The following is a 25,096-nucleotide window of genomic DNA, read 5'->3' on the forward strand; positions in this document are numbered from 1 at the left end:
TAAAGCAATTTAACAAATAAAAACAGAGATTTATTATCCATTTTATTTATTTGATATAAAAAATTAGGTGGTGGTTTAAAATTAGAATAATAATGGATCATTTATATACTAACGAAGAAGGTAGAACATTAATAGAAATTCTAGTTTCTATAGTTATTATTTCGATTGTTGTCATTCCATTTTTGTCTGTTTTTATTCAAACTACTAAATCTATCAATCATTCAGATACAATTCTTGATGCAACCTATTTTGCTCAGACTCATATGGAAGACATTCATAATATAAGTGAAACTTATACATTTGATGAAGCCATATCATTTTTAAATACTGATTCGAAATACTCTCTGATTAGTAATAACGAAACAAGTTATAACATTTTAATTGAAACTGACAAATATTTCGGAGAAATTGAAATACAAAAGGTAAATGATTCTAATTTAACCCAAATCGTGATATCTATTTATGAAGATAATAGTAAAAATAAACTAGAAGCAAAAATGGAGAATTATGTTACATGGGAGAGTTAACATTATGAGAAATTTATTGAAAACATCTAACGGATTAACACTAATTGAATTACTTGTATCAATAACACTGCTCTCTATGGTTTTATTCATAATAACTTCTATCCATCTTTTTTCTATAAACCAATCTAATCATCAAACAACACACATAGAACATCAATCTAATGTTCGTTTAGTATTGAACACAGTTACAAAAGAAATTAGGAAAGCCCAAGAAATTGTACTATTAGAAGAAGGAAATGATGATAAATTCCATAAAATTGAAATGAACGAAGTCTCATACGAGTTTTATGAATCAACAAACACGATAAAAAAAAATGAGATAAACTTCGTTGAGGATATTGGGAACTTTTGGGTTAAAGAACACAATGATGGAAAGTTAGAAATCTTCGTTGAAAGTACACAATTAACGAATGGGAAAAAGACTCAGTTTAGCACCGAGATCTATACTAGAAAGTAGGTGATACTTTTGTCAAAAGATAATATAATAATACGCTCACTCACAAATCAAAATGGAATATCCTTAATAGTTGTATTGATATTGTTGACTGTTATGTCTATCACTGCTGTAAGCCTATTTGCACTAACTGCAACTAATTTAAAACTCAATGCAGGTGAAAGAGATTATCAATCTTCTTATTATATCGCAGACTCGGGAATAACAATATTTTTAAACGAAATAGAGCCTCAAATAGTTAATTTGTACTTAGATAGTGCAAATGAAGGCGAGTTTTTATCGAAAGTTGAAAACTTCTTTCAACAAGAGCAAAACACTCCACGTACTTATGATGACACATTTCAGGAATCCTTTGGGCATACTCCTAAATCTACTATCAATGTCAAAGTTGAAAATAAAACGAATAATATTGAAGGTGTTCATAGCTACCCTATTGAATCGGTAGGTGTGATTGGAGATCGAAAACGAACCGTCGAGTCTTCATTTAACGTTCAATGGATCGAAAAAAACAGCGGTGGTGAGTCAATAAGTTATGATTCTGCAATTTTTGCAAATGGATTAATTGAGCTTAGTGGAGGTGCAACAATAAATGGAGATGTAGGGACAAATGCTCCTCTAAGTAGTATTTCAATTAGTGGTGGTGCAAACATTAATGGAAATACAAAAGCAAATCTAGATAAAACCTATAAATTACCATCTTTTCCGACTTTTCCAATCAATTTATCCCCACACCCTAACAAACAAATTAGCGATTCTGGTGGACACAATATACACGAAGTATTTCAAGACGGGAATCTTCGAATCAACCATTATTTAGCTCATAACTATATATTCGAAATGACAGATAGCTATTATATGCCTGAAATAATTATAAATTCAAATCGAAATCTAATTATTGATACAGGTAACGAGGACCGGGTTATTTTAGTAGATCATCTAAATGTACAAAATGGCCACATTGAGTTACGTGGAAATGGATCCCTAACCTTTTATGTCACTGGTAATATATCCATGGGCAGTGGAAGTACAATAAATAATAATGGGAATATTAATGATTTAAATATCTATTTAAAGAGAAGTGACAGCATTCCTAAAACCCTGATACTCGCTGGAAATCAAAAAATATTTGGTTCCTTCTATGGTGAAGATACAAATATCACTTTGACAGCTAGCGGTGGTTTTCAAGGGCATGTTTTTACTGGCGGAAGTTCAGTTACTATTTCCGGTGGGTCATATAATAATAGTTTGTTTTTCGCACCTAATGCAGAGTTCTCTTTAGAAGGAGGCGGAGAAATTTCCGGTGCTGTTATTTCTGATACGTTCAAAGCTGACGGAGGAACTTCTGTTACTTACGGAGAGTTAGAATTGCCACTCCCCTTTTTCCCTGATTTAGAAGATGATGAAGAAGACACGATTGTTAGTCCTGATACTATCATTACAAAAAATCCTATTCGCGAAAAATAGTATGATTGAAAAATAGATTCCAAAAGAAGGCACCCCATAAGGGATGCCTTCTTTTTAATATCCTTTAATCGGGTGACCGTCTTCATCGTATTTTGGAAAAACTGGTGGAGCTTGATCGTTATTCATCGATCCATCAATCGACTCCTGTTCGCCATCGTCACCACCATTTTCACCTTGTGTACCTGAAGTTTCAGCTTCATTATAATCATCGTTAGTGGCTGTATTTTGATTCATCTCATCATTCAAGAAATTACCTTCTGAGTCAGATAAAATTTGGTCACTAGAACTATTCGAAGACTGGTCTGAACCGTCCGTTGGCGTTTGGTCCTCATCATTTCCCTTGGCTGGTCCACTTATGAATTCATCGTTTTCAGAATCCATGATATTATCTGATTTCTCAACTAAATTATCCCGACTATGGATTTCAACACGATGAACCGGCGTATAGTAGTCCTCCGCTATTAGTTCAGTCTCAGTTTCATCAGATACTGGACTGGTCATCGAACGAACCAACTCGTAGTTTAATCCTTCTTCTCCATACTCAACAACCTCTGTCGCCCCTTTTAAAAGTTCGTCAGAATACTGAACAATCGTTTTAGGATTAATACTATCTTCTTTTTTAACATCGACGCTGATTAAGTAAGGAAACGGGTCCCCAACAAGTTGAACAGATAACTCATTGTTTGAATACTCAAGTTGAAGTTGGTATTCAATAGGGTTAGGGTTCTTAAACACTAAATCACCATGCTCAGGAGACATTTTCACATCGAATCCAATAGGTATATCATCACTTATCAAATCATTTTGAACTCTCTCTATCAAACTAAAATTACTATGAAGTAACGTCTCATAAATAGCAGAAGTCAAAATAGAGAGGGGCTTTTCAGTCAAAGAATGAATCTGCGCCTCATCCAAAGATTCCCTCATCGAAAAGCGACTGTCAGCAGCAATCGTTATCAAAGATAGATCATCAATCCACGCTTCTAGAAGCGTCGATTCAAATGAACGAGTTGTTGAAGAGAGAGTATCTTCATTTAATTGATCCTCAAAGTAATATTCATGAACATTAATCATGACATCGTTATTTGGAAGCGTCGATACTTCTGATTCTATATCATCTAAAATCCCCTCGAGGAAAACTACATTTGATACATCCGAATAAAACTCAAACACTTGCAACATATCTACTAGTTGTTGCTGCGACGATTGGACAAGAAAAATATCATTCCTCTCGTCTGAGATCATCAAATCCTCTATCGATTCATCAACTAAAAAAGTTAACCCCTCCATTGGGTACGTTAGTGTTTTATCGAACCATCGCAATTCTACCTTATGGCTCTCTTTCCAATTTTCGACTTCATTTTGTAATTCTAACGTAGCCTCTTCTTGATTTAAATTACTTATATCCATATTTGCAATCTTTGTTTCCGATTCAAATCGCTCTTCTTCAAGCAAAATTGAATAGACAAGACTTCCTGAGTATGTAAATATTGATAAAAAAATAACACTTCCTACCATAATAATCAAGGAAGACATAAACCATTTCCATTTATTCATAGAATTACCTCTTTCATTAGAGAGACATCTCAATCAATATTCCAATTCATTCTTTTTCAATTTGAGTGAGTCTAATCGTTGAGCGAATAGGAACGCAGTTAATATAAGCATTAAGACAACCATTCCGCCTACAATACTCCAATGCAAATGCTCAATCAATAATATTCCAAGTAAAAAGTAAAGAGATGAAATGATTATATGTAAAAGCGTTGCAAGTCTAGTGAATACAGAAGGCAATATTAGTAGAATAGGAATTAAAATCAAAATTCCAATAAATGCAATGATTAATTGTATCATTCAATCGCATCCTTTCCATAACTATAAATGATCTTATACTTTCATTAAACCATTGAAAGAACAAGTAAGCAATAATCAAACCGAGAATCAATCTATTTATTTCACAGATCTCTTCCTTCCTTACGAATACTGTGCAACTTTATTTCTGCCTTTTTGTTTTGCTCCTGTGTACATCGCACGATCGGCGTTTCTTAAAACAGAAATTGGTGACTCTTCTTCATCTTCTTTTACAGCAACACCAAAACTCGCCGTGATAGAAACTGTTTTTCTTTCTCCACCGCCTAGATCTTCTGTTACGGCAAAATGATAGCTCTCGATCACTTCTCTCAATTTCTCAGCTATTTCATAAGCTTTTATCAGAGACGTTTTTTCTAACAAAACGACAAATTCTTCGCCACCATAACGGGCAACGACACCTTTCGTTCCCACTGTATTAATTAAGACGTCAGAAACTTGGATGAGTACTTCATTACCACTTTGATGGCCATATGTATCATTTACTATTTTAAAGTGGTCTAAATCTAGCAAAACAATTGAATATTGGTCATCCTCTGTTGAACCATCATATTTTTTCATTAATAAACGTTCAAAGTACTTAAAATTATATAGGTTTGTTAATGCACAGCGTTCACTTTCATTTTTCGTTTTCTCTAAATGTCTTGCGTTTTGCAGCGCCACAGTGAAATAGTTTACAATAATCTCCAAAAACACAGGTGAACTTCTATCAAATGCGTTCTTTTTATCTGACGTCAGAGTAACAACACCGATGACTTCATTGTTCCGGATAGATGGAACCGACAAAATTGATTGAACATTTGATTTTAATTGGGTATGACCAAAGTGCTTCCATTGTTTCTTAGAATAGTAAAGAACAGGTTCCCTTCTTTTACAAACTGATTTACTAATTTTATCTCCTTGAAATACTTTCAAATCAGATCTTCCTGAGGAATCCGATATATACATAGGTCGAATCCCATTTAATGCTGAACATTCATACAAATAAATACCATGAGCTGGGAAAACCATTGAACACGTTTTTATAAATAACTGGAGAATTTCATTTACTGTTAAACGGTCATTCACTTCATACCCAAATCGACTTGCTTTTTTTAATAGCCCTATCGTTTTTTTATTATCATTATAGATCTTTAATATAAGAGAAACAGATACAATTGGAACCCCAATCAGCAATAAAGCAATAGAGCCAATATCTTCAAATAAGATGGCTAGTGTTAAACCTAATGGCAAAATCACGATTCTTGTAAGGATTTGCCATAATAGTGCTTCATCAAAAAACTTAATATCTTTCATCTTTAATATAATAACCCTAAGAAGATGAACCAACCCATTATTCACTATTACACAAGTCATATAGTAGATGACGACCGGAATTAGTAAACTCGTTAAGTTCCCGAGATTCACACCACCTACTTGTCCTCCGAAGGCAAAGAACATTCCGCCAGATATTACAGATGTTAATAAAAAAATGATAGAATTCATTGGAAAACGATATAATTCTTTTCTAGTAACCTTTAACCTTATTAAAGTAGATACAATAGCCACCTGTGTAAGGACAATTTCTATAAGTAAGCCATACTGTAAAAAAACAGCTAAAGATATCCCGTGTAATGGAATAATTGAAGCATGTCTGATTTTAATTGGAAAAAGCGAGGTACTAATCATCAAAATCAAAAAGAAAATAATCGGCAGCCATGAATTTTGCCAAATTTCATATGTATTATCGATAATAAAATAAACAACTGGCGGAAATGTCAGTAACCAAAGTAACCAAAAAAATTGTTGTTGCCTTCGAGACATCTGCGCCACACCCTTATAAATTATTCTCTTTACTGTTATTTCAATTCTCAAAATATTTAAATCTATCATAACATTTTACCATAGTTTGTCACTTTTGTTTAGTCGAATTACCCATATCACTTAACTTTTTTCCTATATTAATGTCAAAAATTTTAGATTTAAATTTCTTATTTAGTTCTAAATACTCGACGACACTCGCCAATAAAAGAATGTGACCCCGTAATTATTAACACATCATCAGCTTTCGCTTTTTTACGCCACTGTTTAATCCAAGTGTTACAATCTTCAACCCACAAATTTTTCAGTTTATTTAGCTGTAATTGTTGTTGATATTCTTTGAAAGTCATACTTCGATTCGAAGAAAAACTGGTTAAAACCATAGGTCGGTTTAGTGAGTCAAGCTTTTTGAACATTGCTTTAACTGGTTTGTCTTTCATCGCTGCAAATAATATAGTTAGATCCCTCTCACGATAATTTCTATCAATAAGTGCACAAACGGTATCAATTGCTTCTTCATTGTGAGCACAATCTAAAATGATCTCTGGATACTTTTCTATACATTCCCATCTTCCTGGAACAAACGCATTTTTTAACCCATCTACTTTCTGTTTCTCACTTACCTGAAAACGGTCGGCTAAACCATTCAGAACGAATAAAGCGAGACTTGCATTAGTAGTTTGATGTTCTCCTACTAGCAAGGTTGTATATTGTTTCGGCATCTCACCATCTTTGATATATGTAAAACGTTGCTCACCATTTATCTTATCTGTTCTATACGTTACAAGATCATTCAATGACATAACATCTGTTGCATTTTCCACTGCCATTTGCTCCATTTGTTCAAGCGCTTCTCTTGAATCTGAAGCCGTAAAGTGCGGTACACCTCGTTTAATAATCCCTGCTTTTTCTTGGGCAATGTCTTTGATCTGTTTTCCAAGAAAACGTTGATGGTCTTTTCCCACATTTGTAATCACCGTCGCAAGTGGCGAAGTAAGAATGTTGGTGGCATCCAACCTCCCACCCATTCCCGCTTCAACCAAAACGACATCGACTGGATGAACAAACGCAAAATAATAATAAGTGATAGCAACCATGCATTCGAATTCACTCACTTCTTCATTTCTTTGACTTTCAACAATGGATACAACTTGAGCTATTTTTTGACAAACGTTCACAAAATCCGCTTCCGACATCGGCGTTTGATTAACTGTAATCTGATCTTTGTCTTCTCCAAAAACAGGTGTGTTAAATGCACCAACATCAAAATTAGCTTCTTGAAGAATCGAAGAAACAAACGCACAAGTCGACCCTTTTCCATTTGTACCAGCTATGTGGATAGCACTAATTTTTTTCTCTGGGTGATCAAGTGCTATCATCAAAGCGTTCATACGATCCAGCGTATAAACTATCCCCGCCCCTCGCTTCGACTGAATAAATTCACGAGCTTGATTCATATTAGTGATCATAACGAGTCTCCTTTTAACAATTTATATTGATTTAGACTAAGAAACGTGACATGATTCAGTAAGAATCCTATCAAAGACCATTTCAACCTCTGCTTGATAATGAGATTTCACTATAAACTATTTTTATAATGAAAGGAAGAATTCAACCTTGAATAAACGGACCGGATGGATTATTTATAATGGCCATCTCAAGACGACAAAATTTATCGACTACGTGCAGTGGTTTAAAAAAACAGCTGAACAATTTCATATTGAAATGTTTATCAAATCGAATGATCAACTACTAGTTTCAACAGACCCTTCAGCTCCCATATTTGATGTTGAGGATAATAGACATGTTACCCTTCCAGATTTCGTTCATTTTGCCGATAAAGATCTCCATCTAGCTCGTCAGCTCGATAGACTTGGCGTTCCATTATTTAATTCTGCTGAATCAATTGCCATATGCGATAATAAATCGCTAATGCACGAGCACCTTATGCAGCATCATATCCAAACTCCAAAAACAATTATTGCTCCTATGATTTATCCTGGGATCAAATTAACTAATCTACACTATCTTGACGCTATTGAGAGTGAAATTGGTCTTCCACTTATCATGAAAGAAGCATACGGCTCCTTTGGGCAGCAAGTTTATTGGATTGATTCAACATCAAAATTGGCTGAGAAGGCTAAAGAATTAGCTGGTATTCCTCACCTTTATCAACAACCGGTATTTACAAGTATTGGAGTTGATATTAGATTAAATGTCGTAGGAGATCAAGTAGTCGCTGCAATGAAGAGAACGTCATGGGATGATTTTCGGGCAAACGTTACGGCTGGAGGTACAACGAAATCTTACCAACCTTCAAAACAAGAAATAGAGCTAGCATTAGCTGCGACCAAAGCTGTTGGAGCTGATTTTACTGGAGTTGATTTATTAATCGGGGAAAACGGACCTCTAGTATGTGAAGTGAACTCTAATCCACACATTCGCAGTATTTATGAATGTACTGGTATCGATGTAGCTATTTCGATGATCCATCATATCATTCAACAAGTTCCGACAACCTCAGACAGGAGGTCGAGATGACGACAATCAATGGCTGGCTAATTTATCGGAAGAAGGATATTCTTCGTAACAGAGCATTCATTACTATGCTCAAGGATGCAACAAAATCGAGAGGAATATTATTAGAGGTCATTCCTTATGAACAGCTAAGCCTCAGTGTTTCACAACACGACCTTATCCTACCTTTAACTGATCAAAATATGCTTAATAAACCTGACTTCATTATCAACCGTTCGGTATCGCCATGGCTAAATGAAGTTGTCGAGTTACAGGGCATTCGTTGTTTTAATCAGGCATATGTAGCAAGAATAGCCAATGATAAACGATTAGCTCATGCTGTTTTAGCGAATATCGATATTCCTATGTTACATACTACTGCCGTTCATCGCGACTTTTTTACGGCAACTGAATCGCATTTTCCTTCCTCCTATATATTAAAGGATCCGCTTGGAAGAGGTGGAACCGGAGTAGAATTAATCGACCCATCACGGGGAATTAGCAATCTTTCTACGACATTACCTGAGGACCTTCTTCACCAACCAGTTGGGGGAAAAAAGGGCAAGGATTTACGAATCTATATTGTTGGAAACAAGATTGTCGGTGCCGTCCTTCGCGAATCAGCGACAGATTTCCGAGCAAACATTTCTATCGGAGGGAATTCTAGTTTTTATCAGCTTCGCGAACATGAGATTTCCACCGTCGAAAAAATCACAGATGCGATGCAAATGGATTTCGTTGGTTTAGATTTTCTTATCGCTGAAGATGGAAGTTTACTCTTTAATGAAATGGAAGATGCTGTTGGCTGCCGGAGTTTATATATGACCAGTTCAATCAATATCGCAGAAATCTTCATTGAATATATTTACCAGGAAATATCTCAATGACGATCACTAACCATCTTATATTAACTAAGTTATACAAAAAAAGTTCTTGGCTCCCCATCCAATGATGGAGAGCTTCTTCCTTTAGTAGTGATTCTATCCAATTACTCTGAAAATATTTTTTCATTCAACGCATAAATAACCGCTTGTGTCCGATCGTGAACATCTAGCTTACTCAAAATATTACTAACGTGAACTTTCACTGTTTTCAAAGCAATGAATAATTCGTTTGCAATTTCCTGATTGCTTTTCCCCTCTGTCATGAGTTTTAATACGCCTTTTTCTCGTTCCGTTAGTTGCTCATGCAAGACTGCCGCATGTCCGCCCCTCATCTTGGACATAATTTTCCCTGTTACCTCTGGCTCTAATATCGATTGGCCTTGATGCGTCGCACGAATCGCTCTGGCAATTTCACTCGCTTTCGATGTCTTAAGCATATAACTTGTTGCTCCAGCTTCTAATGCTGGATATACTTTTTCGTCATCCAAAAAGCTTGTTACGATAATTACCTTAGCCTCTGACCATTTCTCAATGATCCTTTTTGTTGCTTCAATCCCATCCATTTTTTTCATCACTAAATCCATTAAGATAATATCGGGCCTCAATTTGAGTGCCAACTCAACGGCCTCTGTTCCATCATCCGCTTCTGCAATCACTTGAATATCAGGCTGTGCTGACAAATAAGATGAGACACCAATCCGAACCATTTCATGATCATCAGCAAACAATACACTAATCAAGACTTCCCTCCCCTTTCCTTATCGCTGGAACTTTCACTTCTAATCTCGTACCCTCACCTTGAATACTAACCACTTTTAACGTTCCCCCTACTTCCGCGGCCCGCTCCTGCATATTAGTTATTCCATAGGATCCGTGACTTTGCACTTCTTGAACATCAAATCCTTTCCCATCATCCCAAATGCGCATAATCACATTATCATCTCGCTCAATAAGCATCACTTCAAGTTGATCTGCTTTCGCATGTCGTAAGGTGTTAGAAATCGACTCTTGTAAGATTCGAAAAAGATGATCTTCGACACCTTTATCAAGCTGTAAATTCTCTAATTTAGCGACAATCATTAAAGGAACTTTTTCTTTTAATTCGGCAAGTAATTCGGTAACTCCTTCTACCAATGATTTTCCTTTTAATGCGACCGGGCGAAGGTGAAGAAGAAGTGCCCTCATTTCTAATTGTGACTGATCAATCATTTTTTCGACTAAAGATAACTGTTTTTTCATGACCGGATCATTCGGTGGATTCGTCTCGTTAATCGTTGCCATCATCATCGATGCCGCAAATAATTGCTGACTAACAGAGTCATGTAATTCACGAGCAAGGCGGTTTCGCTCTTGAACAACGACCTCTTGAAGACTTTTTTCTCTTTCAGTTGCCCTTTCCGTTGCAAGCTTTTGCGATAGTTCTGCTTGCTTGATCATTTTATCGTTGACTTCTTTCAGTTGATCTTGAATGTGAACTAATTCCGTCATCGATTCTTCTGTATTGGTTGACCGTTTTTGTCCTTTCATTAAATCATCGAGGTGTTGACTAATCATTTTCAACTTTTTTCGCCAATAACCGCTGTAAAATAATCCAAAAAACAATCCAAACGAACCAATCATCGCAAACACAAAATAGAGGTAAGACACATCATACATATTTCGTTGCCATAAATCTGACCAGTTTTCGAGAGGAAAAGAAGTAAACGTTAGCCAAAGAAGCAAGAAAGCAAACACAAAAAAGATTAGCATTGCCAAAAGAGTTTGTTTAATAAACGAGCTCATATTCTTCTCACCTCAATATCTCCGGAGAAAATAGAGGTGACAACTTTCACCCTTGGCTTTCCTTGCTGAAAATTCTCGGTTTGGAATGCGACTGACTGATTAAATAACTTCATTTCATGGCCTTTAAAAATCGATAACTGCCCAAACATGGAACTGTGATGCACGGATACCTCGACTTCATAGGGCACATAAATAATAATATTCCCAACCAAATGCCGAATCGAAATTACTGCCTCTTCAGGAATGACAGTGTTACTCAAGTCAATCACTCTATCACCAAAACCACCATGAATATTCACATCACGCCATTGATATGGAACATCATCCGTTTTTTGATCTCCAAAAAAACGATGTTGGAACAACGGTTTCAATTCCGTCAACGTTTCTGTTTGCTGTTTGGTATCTTCTATGAACCTAGGTTTAATGTATTCAGGCTCATTTTTAGAGCGACGATATTGTAGAAAAAATAAGATAATAAGTGCTATAAATAGAAATCTGACGGCAAACATATTCAACACATTTAAAACAAGGCTAACAATCCCGACCCAAAATAATATTTTCCCTATTAATGAATCAAAGTTTTTCCAACCCAAATACATTAAAAATCCAAGAAATAAAGCAGTGAAAATAAATCCTCCACCAAAAAACATTAATTCAAATAAAAGAATAACTACCGTAATCAATAGGATCGAATTAAATGTTCTAGTTGGAATTCTTTTAAACATACGGCAGCCTCCTTTTCATTATAAAAATTTTTGATGTTGATTTTACAAATATAAGGGTGCATCTTTCGCACCCTTTCTATCATATCATTTTTTCGTTATCACCGACCGGTTTTTCCGTATCATTGAGTTGTTTTTCAAGCTGTGCTATCTTACTATCAAGCGTGTGATGATAATAATCACCATTCACTTTGTATTCAAGTTCCTCGATGTACCGTTCCATTTCACCGAATCTTGAATAGGGTTTGTCAGCTGACTCGTCTGAAAGTTGACTGATTTGATGACGTGCACGTGCAACGTTTTCTCTACCCATTAGTTCCATCCTTTTTAAGCGCATATCTTTAAGCTTGTGATTCATTTCTTCATATTTTTTCTCCAGCGATTCATGCTGACGCATCGCCTCAACCTGACTATACGTAAGTCTTTCTGCTCGTTGGATGTATTCTTGGTATTCTTTTTCAGCATATGCAGCAAGCTCTGTTTCTCCTGCTTGTTCCGCAATCTTCACTTGGTGTTTCCTTTTCTCAGCCATGTCATCTGCTAGCTGCCGTTCTCGAGTAAATTCATCTTTTAAGCGTTGCTGCCGTTCAACAAGTTTGCGAACCTTTTCCGCTTCTTTCTCACTTTGTCGTAAATACTGATTCAACGCTTGCATCGGATTCTGTTCTTCTTTTTTATCCATAAATTCGTGAATATCACTTTCAATACTGTCAACCATTCTTGTAAATACGTTTGACATGTCACTCTCTCCTTTAATTGAATTATTTGTTTAACTCCGCCCACTGCCGTTCAAAATTAGTAAAAGGATCGCTTTTCGTATGTGTTGTAGATGATGATCCAGTACTAGGTGATTGCGGCGTTTCTTTTTCATTCTTAAATACAACATATAGCAAGTAAAGAGCTAGTAACCCCACTATCGCAAAAACATTTGATATCGTCATGCTCAACACAATCAAACCTAAGATGACCCACATCACTTTCGCACCCGTTGAAGTTGCTTTAGCGAACTGCTTGAAAATCAGATAAAGTAAAAATACGCTGATTCCAAGTAAAATTAGTGGTCCTAAATTTGCTAAAAAGATAAATAGTGCCACCATTGCTAGTAAAAACATTAAAAATGTTTTCATCATTATTTCCTCCTCTCATCTTTCTTACCTTTAGTTTACCGGGAATATTGTCTTTACATAACGATCCTTAGAGTTATCTTTGCTAAGACTAGAGGCGTAATTTAGCGTAAGTTCCTTTTATACTAAAAGATTGGCGCAAACATAAAAGCCCCCTCTTCACTTCAGAGGGGGACAAACAATTAGATGAGCTTTTGAAATTGCTCGATTAATTTATCACTGTACGGTCGTTCGGCAGATAAGATATGTTCATCTACTTGTCGAATAGGCATAATTTCCATATTTGTACTAGTTAGAAAAAGCTCGTCCGCATCATATAGAAAATCAATTGAAAATGCCGTTTCTTCAACTGGTATGTCTAATTCATTTGCTAACTCTAGGACAACTTTTCTTGTGATTCCGTGGAGAATACCTTTAAGGGCTGGGTATGTGTAAAGTATCCCAGCTTTCACGGCAAATAAGTTACTAGAAGACCCTTCCTTCACCGTTCCTGCTTCTTGAAAAATCGCTTCTTCACATCCATTTTGCAATGCCTTTTGTTTAGCCATCACATTCGGTAATAAGTTTAGCGATTTTATATAACAATTCTTCCATCGTTCATCTTCCATTGTCATCACGTTTACACCTTTGATTCGTTTCTCGTCTGGTATTACTCTAGCTTGCTTAATTGTCATTGCAAATGCAGCACATGGGGGATCGGGGTAATAGTGCTGTCGTGTATAGATTCCGCGACTAATTTGAAGATAAATTTCCGCATCCATCAGCTCGGATCGTTCCAGCCCTTGCTTACAAATGGACTCGATTTCTTCCAATGAATATGGAAGTTCAAGGTCAATCGCATCAGCGCTTCTTTGCAGTCGTTGTAAGTGATCTTGCATCATGAATAAACGTCCTTGATAAACACGGATCACTTCGTAAATACCATCTCCAAACTGATGAGCTCGTTCTTGAATCGGAACAACTTTCGCATGTAAATCTACAAATGAATCTTGATAATATGCAATTTCAGGCATGAATCTCACCTCTCATTAACGTCATTATTTAATCAGGGGAAGTAACTTCCCCTGATTAAATATCTACTGTTTTAACTCCTCAATCCGCACGCGCACTTTTTCTTGTTGCTCAAGATAATTCTTCTCTTTCGCTCGCTCTTCATCAATCACTTTCTCAGGAGCCTTTTTCACAAACCCTTCATTCGAAAGCTTTTTCTGCACACGTGTAACTTCGCCATCTAAACGTTTTAATTCGCTTTGCAGTCGTTTTATTTCTGCATCTAAGTCCAATAATCCAGCTAGAGGCATGTATAATTCCACTCCTGCCAAAATCGAACTCATTGATTTTTCAGGCGCTTCTACATCTGTTGCAATTGTTAATTCACTCGGATTACAAAACTTTTCTATATACGCTTTTCCACGCTCTAATTGAGCAAGTACTTCGCTAGAATTTGCTTTTACATAAAGGGTGATTTGTTTGCTCATTGGTACATTTAATTCTGATCGTGTGTTTCTGACAGAGCGAATAATTTCTTGTAATAGCTGCATATCTTTCACTGCTTGGCCATTCGTTAACTCTACTTTTTTCTCAGGCCAAGAAGCGACCGTAATAGAATCTCCTTTGTGAGGTAAGTGCTGCCAAACTTCTTCTGTTATAAAAGGCATGAACGGGTGCAATAGACGCATCGTTTCATCGAGCGCATAAGCTAGCACTGAACGTGTTGTGTGTTTAGCTTCTTCATCTTCACCGTTTAAAGGAAGTTTCGCCATTTCAATATACCAGTCGCAGAAATCGTCCCAAATGAAGTTGTAAAGTGAACGACCCACTTCACCAAATTCATAGACATCAATCATTTTCGTTACGTGGTCAATTGTTTCTTGCAGTCTCGTTAATATCCACTGATCAGCAATCGACTTCTTACCTGATAAATCAATGTCGTCAACCTTTAGCCCATCCATGTTCATTAAAGCAAATCGAGACGCATTCCAGATTTTATTACCAAAGTTCCAGTTTGCTTCAACTTTTTCCCAGTAGAAACGAAGATCATTTCCTGGTGAACTACCTGTGCTTAAGAAGAATCGCAGCGCATCTGCTCCATACTTATCAATAACATCCATCGGATCGACACCATTTCCAAGCGATTTACTCATTTTTCGTCCTTCACCATCTCGCACAAGTCCATGAATTAATACGTCTTTAAATGGACGTTCACCTGTAAAGTGCTGTCCTTGAAAAATCATTCGCGCAACCCAAAAATATATGATGTCGTAACCGGTGACAAGCGCATCTGTCGAGTAAAAACGCTTAAAATCATCCGCTTCTTCATTTGGCCACCCCATCGTCGAAAAAGGCCAAAGCGCTGAACTGAACCACGTATCCAATACATCTTCATCTTGCTCCCAATTTTCGATATCATCAGGCGCTGTTCGGCCTACATAAATCTCCCCCGACTGTTTATGGAACCAAGCTGGTATACGATGACCCCACCATAATTGTCTTGAAATACACCAGTCGCGAATATTTTCGATCCAATGCATGTAAGTCTTTTCAAAACGGTCTGGAACAAAGTTAACTTTGCCATCGCCTTTTTGCAGTTCAATCGCTTGTTCTGCAAGAGGGCCCATTTTTACAAACCATTGCGTTGATAAGTAAGGTTCAACAACTGCTCCGCTTCGTTCTGAGTGCCCAACACTATGAGGGTGTTCTTCGATTTTGAATAGAATGCCCTCGTCCTGTAAGTCTTTGACAATCTGCTTGCGACATTCGAAACGATCCATCCCCTGATATTTCCCAGCGTTCTCATTCATTTTCCCGCCTTCATCCATCACAAGAACACGCTCTAAATCATGACGATTACCAATTTCAAAGTCATTTGGATCGTGTGCTGGAGTTATTTTCACGGCACCAGAACCAAATTCCATGTCAACGTAATCATCGGAAACAATGGAGATTTCTCGACCTATGATCGGTAGTTTTACCTTTTGTCCAATCAAGTGTTTATAGCGCTCATCTTCCGGATGAACAGCGACTGCCGTATCTCCGAGCATCGTCTCAGGTCGAGTCGTCGCAACTTCAATGTGACCTGATCCGTCTGCGAGTGGATACTTCATATGATAGAAGCCACCTTGAACATCTTTGTAAATAACTTCAATGTCTGAAAGGGCCGTCTTTGTGTCTGGATCCCAGTTAATAATATACTCTCCGCGATAAATTAAACCTTCTTCATACAGCCGAACAAACACTTCACGAACTGCATCAGATAATCCTTGATCCAATGTAAATCGCTCACGGGAATAATCAAGTGAGAGCCCCATTTTCGCCCATTGCTCACGAATAAAATCTGCGTATTCTTCTTTCCATTCCCACGACTTCTCAACAAATTTCTCTCTTCCTAAGTCGTAACGTGATACACCTTGCTCCTTCAGCTTTCCTTCTACTTTTGCTTGAGTTGCGATACCCGCATGATCCATCCCAGGAAGCCACAGTGTATCATACCCTTGCATTCGCTTCACGCGAACAAGAATGTCTTGGAGTGTCGTATCCCAAGCATGACCTAAATGGAGCCTTCCTGTTACATTTGGCGGGGGAATCACAATCGTATAAGGTTTCTTGTTTGGATCACCAGTGGCTTCAAAAAATTTCCCGTTTATCCAATAAGGATACCATTTGGCCTCTGTTGCTTGTGGATCGTATTTCGATGGCATTGATATTTCTTGTTTTTCTTCAGACATATCAAATTCCTCCTTTTAATTGTTTCATTATTTTTGACATACAAAAAGCCCCCACTCGTCAAAGGACGAAGGGAGCTGAATCCTCGCGGTACCACCTTTGTTTACAGCTCGTTTAAGTCACGCGAAAAATAAATCATCCTGAACTGAACACTCAAAGCGCTAACGGGGCTGATCCGGTGATTACTACTGCACGAAATAACACTACCCTTTTTCATACTCGTTCATAATCACAACTCCAGGGCGACTTTCCACCTTTCCCTCCAAGAAAACCTTCCAGCAAGTGCAATTACGCTGCACTGGTTCTCCTCTCTAATGGGTTCGAGATGTACTCCTCCCTTTCAACATCTTTCAAATAATTATAAGTTATCCTAAAAAGATACAGAGAAATTTCAACTTCTCTATCCTCGGAACGGCTTGTAGCTTCAAGTCTCTCTCCTCATTCGTGAGGATAATCTTATGAAAAACAAGCTTATGTAACTCTTATTATACATTATGCTCCTTCATAGTTTACCTTTTTTGTGCAAGAGAATCAATAGTAGTCACTCATCTTTCCTTCGGAGCGACTTTTTTTATCACTGGATCAATTTCTCTCCTCCTCTTTTGTTTAGGATAGACATTTCTCTTGCATTCTTATACACTATCTTGATTTTATTGCATAGGTTAGAGTAACCCTTCTGGAAAGGAGCGCTGATCAATGAGAAGATTTTCTCACCACAAATTCTCTCGTTCCATGAGAAGAAGATTTCCAAAAGCTAAGGTTCATTGGCGAATGCGAAGAATCGTTGATATATTTTATCAACTATTGCTTCCATTGATCATTTTTCAACTTATTCGAACATTAATTATTCCAACCACGTTTGATGTCATTTTACTTACTGTTTTCGTTTCCCTTTACCTGCTATATTGGAAAGGCTAAAAATATAAAAACGGATCACAATTGTGAACCGTTTTCTAGCGTTCAATCTTCTTCTTTAAACACGGCGTTCATGAATCTATAAATCCGATTCATTGTTAATATTCTTCTCTCCAACTGCATCACCATGTGAAGCTCAGATTTTGTGCGATCTGGATGCTGGTAATGATCAATCATTTGATAGATATTTTCAGGGAACGCCAAATAGCTAATAAACAAATGCCGTTCTTCATCAAAAAATGCAAAGTGTTTTTCGTAAATATTCAACCAATGTTGGCCTTCCACTTCATCCCAAGGACGAGTTTGAAAAAAATGGCGGAACAACAAAGCTAAGTCTCTTGCTGGTGTATCAAGCACTGCTTTTTCGAAATTCAGAAAATGGGCTGTTCCATATTCATCAAAGCTTACGTGACTTCTATTTGGTCTTCCATGACAAAGTACACTACGAAAGTTCTTTTTCTCCTTTGCTTTGTCAAGCCAGAGTTGTAAATGTTTTTCTGCTTGCTGAGACATGGATGTAATCCGTTCAAAATGAGTGAGTAACGTCAATTCAAATGGTGAATAATACGTGTGTTGCTCGATGCTATCTACATATTTTTCTACCGCTAACCTCCTCGTATCCCATCTTGTTTTCAATGACTGAAAAGAATCATCTAACGACTCTTCATTGCCATCTTGAGTTTTTTCCGTTAATCCATGCAATTTCGATAACTCTTCGATTAGAACTTCTTCCGGCTGAACCGGGTGTCGAAACTGACGATGATCCTCGTACCAAGGCATTAAATAATAGGTGAAATAACCATCAGTTACTGCATAATCCCCGTACTTTGTTAGTAAAACAGGAATAAAAAAAGGGAATCCAATTCGCTCTAGTCTACGAATTACGTAAATAAACCAATCTGTTTCGCTTCGATTCATCGTAGTCTTTTTTAGCGCAAAAGTCCCTTGATTCGTTTTTACTTTTAATACTTTTCCAAACGACTCGATTTGATTGGAATAGAGATCGTATTGAAACAATATTGCACCAGTCTCATGTTGATTTGTGATGTTATTCATACTGAAACCTTCTCCTTTTTTTGCTCTAGCCAATGAACGAGTTGCTCAACAATGGTTTTGGTCACATCCCACTGTTGTGTTAGATGATTTAGTTGCGTATTTATTTCATTTTCGTTTCTCTTATCATGAAACCATTCAACAAAAGATTCATATTCATTTGGATAGACAAATCGAGCTAACAACATTTGACCTGCGTCTTCTTCCAACTGAAAGGTTTCATTCACACCATCCAGCAATCTTCCTATATCGTCTATACCGTAGCTAGTCACCCATTCTCTAAAACAAGAACAGAGCATATCAATGCAATGCTCTACTTCTTTCTCTTTATTTTCCCAAAATAATTGTCCTTGAACACTCTTTGCTTGATCTAATGATTCTACTTTAGTTACTTTAGTCTTCGAAACACGTTTGTCGCAACCTTCCATTAACTCTTCTGCTTTTTTAACTCGACGGACAGCCTCTCTTCTCGTTTTTTCTAACAATGAACTTGACGGAGTAGGCGCCATGTGAACATCCTCAAATTCGATTTTTCGCTGAATTGCTTGATCAATGATAGGAGGGGGAAGTTGTTCTGTTTCGATAGAAGCATACTTACCAAGAAAACGCCCCAATTCATATGGATTCTCGGAAATTGGAAATAACGAATCCACTACATCATGAATCGTGATCCAGCCTATATCAGTCGATAAGGCCTTAGCACCTGTCTTCGTTTGAATGACTCGGTTTGTCAAAACTCCTGTCTCTTCCGCTAGGCGCTCTCTCCATTGAATATGCCAGTTTAGTAAATCCTCATCCGTCCAAACCTCAATTGCTTTCTTGCCTTTTTCTGTGTTAATTATTTTATTTTTTTGAATCCAAGACACATTTCGAAATGGATAGCTTCTTTCTATATGATCAAGCTGGATCATACTGCTTCCCCCCCTCCCTTTTATTTAGTTGCTGGTGATTGGCGCACAGGAATGTATAAAATCTGTCCTTCTGTGACTTGCTCATCCTTCAATCTATTCATTCGTTTAATTTGATTAACTTCTAGACTGTAACGATTTGCAATTTGATCTATCGATTCCCCTGCTTGCACAATGCACATTCGAAGTTTTGAATATCCTTCTTCATCTTTATTTGAAAGCATTTTCGTTAAGTACAATGCATTTTCAGATTCTTCATCGTCCCGCTTTTCTATCTCCTCTTCTACTTCTTCTACTACTTCACCAGAATATTGAATGCCTTCCTCAGTTCTCTCTGTATTTTCAACTATCTCATTTGTATCTTGTTCTTCTTGGTTATTTTCAATGTCCATATCGTATTGCGTTTCAACATCTTCATCTATCATTCGCTCTTCAGGTTCATTTGAATCGGACGACGAGACCTTTTCGTTATCAATATCTTCTTGCGCTGCTTCTGTATTTGCTTGCGCCTCTTCTGGCTTACTCGCTTTAAAAACAATATTTGGTTCTCGTTCGATTTCTTCTACATTTTCGTTGGTTATTTCTGGGAACATTGATTCTACATTCTCATCACCGTAGTCAGCTTCAGGCTCTTCTTCCTGCTGCCTTTCAATTTCATCTTCAGAAAAATCTGTATTTTCATCAAGTGATTTTTCAACTCTCATCTGTTCAAAAGAAAATGTTCGTCCCTCTAATTGTTCGGTTTGACTCTCGTCTTCATTTGTCATCAATTCCTCTGATCGAACACCCTCTATCGCTAGATCTGCTACGATTTGTAAAGAGCCACTGTCTGGGAAACTATAATCGAAATCAGTTACAAGCACATCTACATCTTCTAAGCGATCAATTCTTTCTTTAGGAATCGTAACATCAATTGGAAATTGATGACGTATTTCAGCAATTCCGTCCTCTGATAATGATACTTCTTCAATCGAACGAAATAGCGCACGACTTGCTAATGAATCATCGCCATTTTCAAAATTATCTTCGCGCTCGGCAGGGCGGTATTCTCCATGTAGTTGAAGTGTTCCTTTGACAGTGACCTCCCCTTCAAATTCATTAACTCTAATATCTGGCTCTAATGACAATGACATTAGCTCATCCACTCTTTTTCCTCGGTCAAGTAAAATTGATTCTTTCATAGAAAAAGATAATGGTGAAGATCCTTCATTCGCCAATGTGATTCCTCCTCTTCTCAACGTTCTAATAACACAACCCTTTTCAGGGCAAACATTTCGTTAACCAAACAATTTAACTTACAGAGACTCCTACGATACACTTCTATGAGTAAAATAGCTTGATTATGCCTATCTAACGTTTTTTTTGCAGGAGGAAAAAAAGATAAAGGACGATGTTCGCCTGTTTGGTCACTTTTTGGAAGATGAAAATAATTGAATAAAATATGCATGTGATGGACGAATTTGTTGAGGAAGTCGATTCATATCGAAATACTTTAAGTCTAACGTTTCATCTTGATCGATTGATAATTCTCCTTCGAATTGATCCGTATAAAACAGAACAGTTACTGCATAATAAGGGTCCCCATTTGGGGCAACAACGTAATAATTCTTCCCCGAAAAAATATCAAACTGATGTAAATTCTTTTCTTTCAGGATTAATCCCGTCTCTTCTTTCACTTCCCTTACCGCTGTTTCGACAAAGCTTTCCCCTACTTCCATTAAACCACCAGGCAACCCCCAGTCTCCGTCGTTTCTTTTTTGTAACAACACGAGATTCCCTTCAAGAATAATTACAGCTGAACCTGGAAGAATCAGTGTTTCATTTCCTACGTGTTTTCTTAATTTTTGATAGTAGTCCATTATTTACAACTCTCCATTTCTTAAGCATATGAGTAGCATTCGTTTACGATTACCGATACCTTCTATTGTAATCTGTAGTGAGTGTTGTTTCTAGTTCACAAACGGCGTTTCTCTGTAAAAATCTAGTAAACTCCTGTATAATTTTAAGACATACTTTGTTTTTACGAGGAGGTCATTAAATGATTTCATTAAATACAAAACAAAAGAACACTAGTTTTGTTGTTCGTGCCTTAAAAGGAGGAAATAGCCTCCCCTTGCTTGAGTGGGTAAAAATGAGCGAATCTACTTTTTATAAAATTGGCTATGCTTATTTTTACGATCAAGCAGACATTGAATCTGTTCTAATAAAAACGATGCAGCAAATGTACGAAAGTGTTCACTCACTTTCAAATGCTGACTTATTTAAAGACTGGGTTATTAGTACATACCTCGAACAATCTGAACAACACCGAACTGTTAACTTAAGACAAGACTCGACACCGAGAATGAAAGAATTACTAACCGTTTTAGACAGGCAAACGAGGGAAATGATTGTCCTGAATGTTTACGGCAGTTTCACTTATGAAGAAATCGCGCAGTTATTGGATGTTCCTAAATCGCAAGTTATATCAAAAAGCTATAAAGGATTAAAATACATACAAGCATGCTATTAAACGAGGTGAGATCTGTGAATTGTGAAACGTGTAGAAATAATTTACTTGAATACTATGATTATCTACTTCATGACAAAGATAGACATCGCGTACATATGCATTTAGATCAATGCTCTACTTGTAGAGAGGAATACGAAGAAGTAACAAAAACTCTCAAAGATTTTCACAGAGATGCATCTACTATTGAGATCCCTTCATCCTTTGTCGAGAATGTTAAAGCGCAACTTCCTGCAGAGAAGCATTCGACCAAACCTACGCAAATGCGCAAGTACAAAATAGGAATTCCTGTCGTACTTTTGATAACTACTTTTATGATCGCATTATTTGCTTCCACAAGCTTTTATTATTCGGTGTTGGACTTTACTTCCATTGATTATGATCACTTAGATCGAACCATTGCAGAAGGTTACGGAGAAGAATTCCACATGCAAGAAGAACATAAAGGAATTCTAATAACAATTACCGAAGTTGTCGCCGACGAGCTAGCTACTCATATTTATTATGAACTGGAAAATACAAAAGATGACGAAATCTATTCTATTCAGGGTGGCGGTCAGTTCAACATTGAAAATAGTCAAGAAATTTGGAGTGACGATCATCAAGGCTGGTTCCATATGGGATCACATAAAATTTTATCTTCCGAGCAGGAGAATGTCGAGCGTGGGAGACTAGAGTTCCCTCCTATAGAAGAGTCGGAAACGATCATGCAATTATCAATTAATTCGATAGCGTCGTTACCGACGGAAGAAGAGTATGAGAAATTAACAGAAATGAATAACTCCATGAGTTATGATATGAAAGAAATACAAGGACCTTGGCACTTTGAAGTACCGATTCAATTGATGCCGGTTAATGAATATGATCTCCACGACCAATCAGTCAAAGTGGAAGGTGTTGAGTTTACGTTTCTAAAATTAATATCTGGACCAACCAGTACACAGTTAAATTATAACTTTCAATTTGACAGACACGAACAATCGATGCATCTCGATACGTTTAGTCCAAGCGCATTATTAATCGATGGGGAGCGTTTTGACAACTTTAGCTACATGTCACAGTATGATAATACTGGCGATTACTTCGTTGTTTTCGATTCGATTCTTTTTGAAGACACCAACAAATTATCGATCAGCTTTGATTCTATACGAAAAAATAACGACGACTCTATCGTAATTGAACTAGATGAAACAATGTCATTTCCTCATGAGGTTGAGTTTTTAGACAGTCATATTACACTCGAAGAATTTGAGCAGGGGGAAGGTCAATCCTCCGTAGTTATTAAGGATGAATATTATCAAGGAAGAAGCCATGAGACGTTATTTATTAATGGTGTCACTGATAATTACGAGAACCATAATTATTCTCAATCTTCCCAAGGTATCTTTGTTGACCGACACGGAGAAGAACATTCCTATTACCCATTTAACGGCCAAATGGAATCACTAGATCAACCACTGTTTTACACAACAGAATACAAGATTGGATTTGATAGCATCAATGATGACAAAGTAACACTTAAAGAAATTAGAATCGACGGATATATAGAGAATATCGAGATCAATAAATCATTTCCTCTTGAACAGGTTAAACTGATTGACGATAGATAATAACGTAATCAAAGAAAGAGGCTGTCCCAATGTATTATTATTGGTGACAGCCTCATTTGCATTTATCGGTGAGCATTATTGAAGAGAAATCAATCAATCTGCAAGGTTAAATGTATTATCGTCATACGTATGACGATAATACATTTAACCTTTTTAAGAACCGTAAATCTTTGCTTAAATTAGCATTTCTAAATCACTTTTGATTAACAATTTTCCAAAAAGAATTTTTCACTTCATGGTTATCATCAAAAACAAATGGCCAATTTTTCCTTCCGGGCACTGGAAAATCGCTTAACCATGTATATTTATCGCTTACTCCCCAGAATGTTACACTAGTAATAACATCACGATATTCTTTTAGCAAATCAAAGAACTCTTCATAACGTTGCTCCTGCATCTCAAGCATTTGTTCCGTTGGCTCTTTGAGGTCTGTGCGACGATCTTCCCAATCAAATACAGACACATCCATTTCTGTTATTTGAATTTGCAGGCCTAAAGACGCATATCGTTCAAGTGCAATACGAATATCTTCAATAGTTGGTTTAAATAAGTTCCAATGCGCTTGCAAACCCACGCCGTGGATTGGAACTCCTTTATCAACTAAGGATTTAACTAATCGATATATTTTTTCTAGTTTCTCCGGATGGCATTCATTATAATCGTTATAAAATAATGAAGCTTCTGGGTCTGCTTTATGAGCAAATTCAAATGCTTTCGCAATAAAATCTTCCCCTAAAATCTCAAACCATTTTGACTTTCGCAGAAATTCATTTTCATCATCAGAAATCGCTTCATTGACAACATCCCAACTATATATACGCCCTTTGTAACGCTTCACTACTGTTGAAATGTGCGACTCCATCCTAGAAAGAAGCTTTTCCTTACTAACTTGTGCTCCTCTCTCATCTTCAAAAAACCAATCTGGTGTTTGATTATGCCAAATAAGCGTATGACCACGAACTTTCATGTTATTTTTGTCTGCAAAGGCAAACATTTTGTCTGCCTTTTCAAAAGTAAACACGCCTTCTACTGGTTGTAAACTTACAGGTTTCATATCATTTTCAGATGTCAAACTATTAAAATGCTTTACTAACAATTCCTTGTCAGAACGGATAGAAATATCATTCACAGCCGCTCCAATTGGGAAGTGATTTTGATAGACAGACCATAGTGAAGGAATCTCTACTGATTTTTCATTCATTTCATTTACCTCCAACATCGAATATAACTTTTAC

Annotated in this window: 23 protein-coding genes and 1 other annotated feature; of the genes, 7 read left to right on the forward strand and 16 right to left on the reverse strand. The window is 36.9% G+C overall.

Features of this window, described 5'->3' with window-relative positions:
* Window positions 1-92: 92 nt before the first annotated feature.
* The 3 genes from ACM26V_RS10490 to ACM26V_RS10500 all read left to right on the forward strand — a co-directional run bounded on the left by ACM26V_RS10490 (window position 93) and on the right by ACM26V_RS10500 (window position 2,445).
* Window positions 93-527, forward strand: coding sequence for a prepilin-type N-terminal cleavage/methylation domain-containing protein (locus ACM26V_RS10490; protein WP_416151364.1), 435 nt, complete (start codon window positions 93-95; stop codon window positions 525-527).
* Window positions 528-531: 4 nt separating this feature from the next.
* Window positions 532-984: a PilW family protein gene (locus tag ACM26V_RS10495; RefSeq protein WP_416151365.1), complete on the forward strand. Its 453-nt coding sequence runs from the start codon at window positions 532-534 to the stop codon at window positions 982-984.
* A 93-nt stretch (window positions 985-1,077) separates the two neighbouring features.
* Window positions 1,078-2,445 (forward strand): hypothetical protein, encoded by a 1,368-nt coding sequence (locus ACM26V_RS10500; protein WP_416151366.1) that lies wholly within the window; start codon window positions 1,078-1,080, stop codon window positions 2,443-2,445.
* Window positions 2,446-2,499: 54 nt separating this feature from the next.
* Here the strand turns inward: ACM26V_RS10500 and ACM26V_RS10505 are convergent, their stop codons facing one another.
* The 4 genes from ACM26V_RS10505 to ACM26V_RS10520 form a co-directional block, all read right to left on the reverse strand.
* Window positions 2,500-4,002, reverse strand: coding sequence for a VanW family protein (locus tag ACM26V_RS10505; RefSeq protein ID WP_416151367.1), 1,503 nt, complete (start codon window positions 4,000-4,002; stop codon window positions 2,500-2,502).
* 33 nt (window positions 4,003-4,035) lie between these two features.
* Complete coding sequence (locus tag ACM26V_RS10510) at window positions 4,036-4,299, reverse strand: hypothetical protein (RefSeq protein ID WP_416151368.1); 264 nt, start codon at window positions 4,297-4,299, stop codon at window positions 4,036-4,038.
* Window positions 4,300-4,419: 120 nt separating this feature from the next.
* A complete protein-coding gene (locus ACM26V_RS10515; protein ID WP_416151369.1) occupies window positions 4,420-6,117 on the reverse strand; it encodes a diguanylate cyclase in 1,698 nt (565 codons plus the stop codon).
* Between the two features lie 167 nt (window positions 6,118-6,284).
* On the reverse strand, window positions 6,285-7,583 hold the full coding sequence (locus tag ACM26V_RS10520; RefSeq protein WP_416151370.1) for a bifunctional folylpolyglutamate synthase/dihydrofolate synthase: 1,299 nt from the start codon (window positions 7,581-7,583) through the stop codon (window positions 6,285-6,287).
* A gap of 148 nt (window positions 7,584-7,731) precedes the next feature.
* Here ACM26V_RS10520 and ACM26V_RS10525 point away from each other — a divergent pair, with 148 nt between their 5' ends.
* Window positions 7,732-8,655: an ATP-grasp domain-containing protein gene (locus ACM26V_RS10525; protein WP_416151371.1), complete on the forward strand. Its 924-nt coding sequence runs from the start codon at window positions 7,732-7,734 to the stop codon at window positions 8,653-8,655.
* On the forward strand, window positions 8,652-9,518 hold the full coding sequence (locus tag ACM26V_RS10530; protein ID WP_416151372.1) for an ATP-grasp domain-containing protein: 867 nt from the start codon (window positions 8,652-8,654) through the stop codon (window positions 9,516-9,518). The genes ACM26V_RS10525 and ACM26V_RS10530 overlap by 4 nt, the downstream gene beginning before the upstream one ends.
* A 101-nt stretch (window positions 9,519-9,619) precedes the next feature.
* On the opposite strand, the gene ACM26V_RS10535 is transcribed toward ACM26V_RS10530, so the two are convergent.
* From ACM26V_RS10535 to ACM26V_RS10585, 11 genes are all read right to left on the reverse strand, one after another.
* Complete coding sequence (locus ACM26V_RS10535) at window positions 9,620-10,255, reverse strand: response regulator (RefSeq protein ID WP_416151373.1); 636 nt, start codon at window positions 10,253-10,255, stop codon at window positions 9,620-9,622.
* The gene (locus ACM26V_RS10540; RefSeq protein ID WP_416151374.1) at window positions 10,248-11,297 is read right to left on the reverse strand and encodes a histidine kinase; all 1,050 of its coding nucleotides are present in this window, start codon (window positions 11,295-11,297) and stop codon (window positions 10,248-10,250) included. The genes ACM26V_RS10535 and ACM26V_RS10540 overlap by 8 nt, the downstream gene beginning before the upstream one ends.
* Window positions 11,294-12,022: a cell wall-active antibiotics response protein LiaF gene (gene liaF, locus ACM26V_RS10545; RefSeq protein ID WP_416151375.1), complete on the reverse strand. Its 729-nt coding sequence runs from the start codon at window positions 12,020-12,022 to the stop codon at window positions 11,294-11,296. Before liaF ends, ACM26V_RS10540 begins: the two co-directional genes overlap by 4 nt.
* A 79-nt stretch (window positions 12,023-12,101) precedes the next feature.
* The gene (locus tag ACM26V_RS10550; RefSeq protein WP_416151376.1) at window positions 12,102-12,758 is read right to left on the reverse strand and encodes a PspA/IM30 family protein; all 657 of its coding nucleotides are present in this window, start codon (window positions 12,756-12,758) and stop codon (window positions 12,102-12,104) included.
* 22 nt (window positions 12,759-12,780) lie between these two features.
* Window positions 12,781-13,149, reverse strand: a complete 369-nt coding sequence (locus ACM26V_RS10555) for a flagellar basal body rod protein (RefSeq protein WP_416151377.1) — start codon at window positions 13,147-13,149, stop codon at window positions 12,781-12,783.
* Between the two features lie 176 nt (window positions 13,150-13,325).
* Window positions 13,326-14,156, reverse strand: a complete 831-nt coding sequence (locus ACM26V_RS10560; protein ID WP_416151378.1) for an aminotransferase class IV — start codon at window positions 14,154-14,156, stop codon at window positions 13,326-13,328.
* 63 nt (window positions 14,157-14,219) lie between these two features.
* Window positions 14,220-16,868, reverse strand: coding sequence for a valine--tRNA ligase (locus ACM26V_RS10565; RefSeq protein ID WP_416151379.1), 2,649 nt, complete (start codon window positions 16,866-16,868; stop codon window positions 14,220-14,222).
* Between the two features lie 58 nt (window positions 16,869-16,926).
* Window positions 16,927-17,219, reverse strand: a binding site (T-box leader).
* A gap of 607 nt (window positions 17,220-17,826) precedes the next feature.
* Window positions 17,827-18,837, reverse strand: coding sequence for a spore coat protein YsxE (gene ysxE / locus ACM26V_RS10570; RefSeq protein WP_416151380.1), 1,011 nt, complete (start codon window positions 18,835-18,837; stop codon window positions 17,827-17,829).
* Window positions 18,834-19,745 carry a hypothetical protein gene (locus ACM26V_RS10575; protein WP_416151381.1) on the reverse strand — a complete coding sequence of 304 codons (912 nt, stop codon included), beginning with the start codon at window positions 19,743-19,745 and terminating at the stop codon, window positions 18,834-18,836. The genes ysxE and ACM26V_RS10575 overlap by 4 nt, the downstream gene beginning before the upstream one ends.
* 20 nt (window positions 19,746-19,765) lie before the next feature.
* Complete coding sequence (locus ACM26V_RS10580; RefSeq protein WP_416151382.1) at window positions 19,766-20,959, reverse strand: LysM peptidoglycan-binding domain-containing protein; 1,194 nt, start codon at window positions 20,957-20,959, stop codon at window positions 19,766-19,768.
* Between the two features lie 189 nt (window positions 20,960-21,148).
* On the reverse strand, window positions 21,149-21,601 hold the full coding sequence (locus tag ACM26V_RS10585) for an NUDIX hydrolase (protein ID WP_416151383.1): 453 nt from the start codon (window positions 21,599-21,601) through the stop codon (window positions 21,149-21,151).
* 179 nt (window positions 21,602-21,780) lie between these two features.
* Between ACM26V_RS10585 and ACM26V_RS10590 the strand changes: the two genes are divergently transcribed.
* Together ACM26V_RS10590 and ACM26V_RS10595 are read left to right on the forward strand one after the other, a co-directional pair.
* Window positions 21,781-22,254, forward strand: a complete 474-nt coding sequence (locus ACM26V_RS10590) for a sigma factor-like helix-turn-helix DNA-binding protein (protein WP_416151384.1) — start codon at window positions 21,781-21,783, stop codon at window positions 22,252-22,254.
* Between the two features lie 14 nt (window positions 22,255-22,268).
* Complete coding sequence (locus ACM26V_RS10595; RefSeq protein ID WP_416151385.1) at window positions 22,269-23,861, forward strand: DUF4179 domain-containing protein; 1,593 nt, start codon at window positions 22,269-22,271, stop codon at window positions 23,859-23,861.
* 193 nt (window positions 23,862-24,054) lie between these two features.
* Here the strand turns inward: ACM26V_RS10595 and ACM26V_RS10600 are convergent, their stop codons facing one another.
* On the reverse strand, window positions 24,055-25,062 hold the full coding sequence (locus ACM26V_RS10600) for an endo-1,4-beta-xylanase (RefSeq protein WP_416151386.1): 1,008 nt from the start codon (window positions 25,060-25,062) through the stop codon (window positions 24,055-24,057).
* Between the last annotated feature and the right edge of the window lie 34 nt (window positions 25,063-25,096).

The sequence above is a fragment of the Salipaludibacillus sp. HK11 genome, from assembly GCF_047795645.1.
GTDB lineage: Bacteria > Bacillota > Bacilli > Bacillales > Salisediminibacteriaceae > Salipaludibacillus.